Below are 3,234 nucleotides of genomic sequence, written 5' to 3'. Positions count from 1 at the left end.
CTGGGACGACATCCTGGAGTTCCACTTCCGCCTCTCCGAGGACGGCTGGCTCACCCGGATGATCAACGAGGACGCCCCCGGAGGCCACGCCGCCTGACCCTCACGGGTCGTGCCGCCTGACCCTCACGGGTCGTAGCCCCTGAGCCCGGGAGCCACCCCTCCCCCCGGTACAGTCTGAGCGTGGGCGGACTCCTGTCGGCCAAGTTCCTGGTGGTGCTGGTCATCGCCCTGATCGTGCTGGGCCCGGACAAGCTCCCCGAGACCGCCCGCACCATCGGTCGCTGGGTGTCGGAGCTGCGCCGGATCACCACCGGCTTCACCGACGAGGTGCGCTCCGCCTTCGAGGGCAGCGAGCTCGCCGAGCCCGTGCAGGAGCTGCGCGCCGCCGGCCATACGCTGCGGACCACGAGCATGGGCCTGCGGGGCGCGGCGACGGGATGGCTCACCAGCCAGGTGATGCCGTCCGACACCACCTGGTCGGCGGGAACGTCGTCCGGCACGGCGGCGGCCGGGACGGCCGGCGGATCACCGCCGCGGGCCGACATCGCCGCCCGGGCCGACGTGACCGCCCGGGTCCAGGCCGGCATGCCCCTCGCGGCGGCCCGGCCCGAGGCGGAGTTCGGGGTCCCGCCGGGTGACCCCAGCCTGAACTAGACGAGCCGGAATGGCGCTCCGTTTCCGCAACCGGAACCAGGCCGGGGGGGCCGAGGGGACCATGACCCTCGTCGAGCACCTGGCGGAGCTGCGCCACCGCCTGATCATCTCGATCCTGGCGATCGGCGCCGGCGGCATCGTGACCTTCGCCTTCTACGGCCGGGTGCTGCGCTTCTTCGAGCACCCGCTGTGCCAGGTGCTCAAGAACAACTGCAAGCTCTACGTGACGAGCCCGCTCGACCCGCTGTCGATCCGCTTCAAGATCGCAGCCTACGGCGGGCTGGTGCTGGCCCTGCCGATCGTTCTGTGGCAGATGTGGCGCTTCATCACGCCGGGCCTGCGGCCCACCGAGAAGCGCTACTCGGTGCCGTTCGTCATGGCGTCGCTCGTGTTCTTCGGCTTCGGGGGGTTCATCGCCTGGCTGACGTTCCCCCACGCCCTGGCCTGGCTGACTTCGATCGGCGGGACGACGCTGCGCCCCATTTACACCCCGCAGGACTACCTGCGGCTGATCGTGATCCTGATGGCGGTCTTCGGCGCCGCCTTCGAGTTCCCGGTGGTGCTCGTCTTCCTCGAGGTGGCCCGGGTGATCACGCCCGCCACCCTCCGGCGCTGGCGGCGGCGGGCCATCGTGCTGATCACCATCTTCTCGGCGGTGGCCACGCCGAGCTCGGATCCGTTCTCCATGCTGGCCCTGGCCGGGCCCATGTACCTGTTCTACGAGGGATCGATACTGATCGGTAAGATCCTCAGGCGTTGAGCGGCGCGCCGTGAGCATCCCCGATCCCCGCCCGGAGTTCCTGGCCGGCCTCGGTTTCGCGCCGGACCCGTTCCAGCTCCGGGCCATGGACGCCCTCGACGACGGGCGTTCCGTGCTGGTGGCGGCGCCCACCGGCTCGGGCAAGACCGTGGTGGCCGAGTACGCGGTGACCAAGGCCCTCGCCGAGGGGGGCAAGGCCTTCTACACCAGCCCGCTCAAGGCCCTGTCCAACCAGAAGTACTCCGACCTGTCCGCCCGTTACGGCGCCGGGCGCGTCGGACTGCTCACCGGGGACAACGCCATCAACGGTGAGTCCCCAGTCGTGGTCATGACCACCGAGGTGCTGCGCAACATGATCTACGCCGGCGCCCACGCCCTGGCCGGGCTCCGCTACGTGATCCTCGACGAGGTCCATTACCTGCAGGACCCCTACCGGGGGGCGGTGTGGGAGGAGGTGATCATCCACCTCGACCCGGCCGTCAAGCTGGTGTGCCTGTCGGCCACCGTGTCCAACGCCGAGGACTTCGCATCGTGGATCGAGACGGTACGGGGCACGACGGCGGCGGTGATCGAGGAGCGCCGGCCGGTCGAGCTCCGCAACCTCTACCTGGTCGGGGACCGGGGCTCCGAGACACCGCATCTCATGCCCACGTTCGTCGACGGCCGCCCCAACCCCGAAGCGGCCGCCCTGGACTCGCGCGGCGCCCGGCCCGTGCCCGGCCGCCGTCGGGGCCGCCTGTACACGCCGCGGCGCACCGAGGTGGTCGACGTCCTGGCCGACGCCGACGTCCTTCCCGCCATCTACTTCATCTTCAGCCGGGCGGCGTGCGACGACGCCGTGCGGCAGTGCCTGAGCGAGGGGATCCGGCTCACGACAGCCGACGAACGCCGCCAGATCCGCGCCCTGGCCGAGGCCAAGGTGGAGCTGCTGTCCGACGAGGACCTGCGCGTCCTGGACTACGCGGGGTGGCTGGCGGGGCTGGAGGCGGGGCTGGCCGCGCACCACGCCGGGCTGGTGCCGCCGTTCAAGGAGGCCGTGGAGGGCTGCTTCACCCAGGCCCTGGTCAAGGTCGTGTTCGCCACCGAGACCCTGGCGCTCGGGATCAACATGCCGGCCCGGTCGGTCGTGATCGAGAAGCTGTCCAAGTTCACGGGGGAGCGCCACGAGTTCCTCACCCCCGGCGAGTACACCCAGCTCACCGGGCGGGCCGGCCGGAGAGGGATCGACGACCTCGGCCACGCCGTCGTGCTGTGGTCCCCGTTCGTGCCCTTCGAGCAGGTGGCGGGACTGGCGTCCAACCGGGCCCACGCCCTGACGTCCTCGTTCCGGCCCACGTACAACATGGCCGCCAACCTGGTGCGCCGGTGCCGGCCCGACCACGCCCGGCACCTGTTGAACCTGTCGTTCGCCCAGTACCGGGCCGACGCCGAGGTGGTGCGCCTCGAGGCCCAGCTCGACCGCACCCAGGCCCGGCTCGAGGAGGCGAGGCAGGCCGGCGAGTGCGAGCTCGGCTCGGTCGAGGAGTACCGCCGCCTCGTCGGGCGGGGCCGGAGCGGCCCCGGAGGGAGCAGCGGAGCCGACGGCAGGGGAGGGTCGGGCCGGGAGGAGATCCGCTCGGCGCTGGAGCGGGTCCGGCCGGGCGACGTGCTCCTGGTCCCCGGGGTCTCCTCGGGCGGGCGCCTGGCCGTGATCTCGACGGCGCGGCGGAGGGGCGGGGAGGTGAAGCTCACCGGGGTCAACTGCGACACCCGCCGCATCGTCGTGACCTCGCGGGACCTGGCCGCCCCGCCCCGCGCCGTGGCCCGTGTCGGTCTGCCCA

At 71.9% G+C, this 3,234-nt stretch carries 3 protein-coding genes; all 3 read left to right on the top strand.

From position 1 onward, the window contains the following. The first annotated feature begins 180 nt into the window (after window positions 1-180). Complete coding sequence (locus tag VFW24_18450) at window positions 181-654, top strand: twin-arginine translocase TatA/TatE family subunit (GenBank protein HEX5268753.1); 474 nt, start codon at window positions 181-183, stop codon at window positions 652-654. Window positions 655-664: 10 nt separating this feature from the next. Then, window positions 665-1,414, top strand: coding sequence for a twin-arginine translocase subunit TatC (gene tatC / locus VFW24_18445; protein HEX5268752.1), 750 nt, complete (start codon window positions 665-667; stop codon window positions 1,412-1,414). Window positions 1,415-1,424: 10 nt separating this feature from the next. Next, on the top strand, window positions 1,425-3,234 hold a 1,810-nt coding region (locus VFW24_18440; protein ID HEX5268751.1), incomplete at its 3' end, for a DEAD/DEAH box helicase.

Source organism: Acidimicrobiales bacterium, from assembly GCA_036273495.1.
In the GTDB taxonomy this organism is placed as follows: domain Bacteria; phylum Actinomycetota; class Acidimicrobiia; order Acidimicrobiales; family JAJPHE01; genus DASSEU01.
The sequence above is the reverse complement of the archived record's forward strand: the minus strand, read 5'-3'. Positions and strand labels throughout refer to the sequence as shown.

What these genes read in the sequence shown, in the direction of transcription:
- tatC (HEX5268752.1), top strand. Translation starts at nt 665, where the DNA reads ATGGCGCTCCGTTTCCGCAACCGGAACCAGGCCGGGGGGGCCGAGGGG.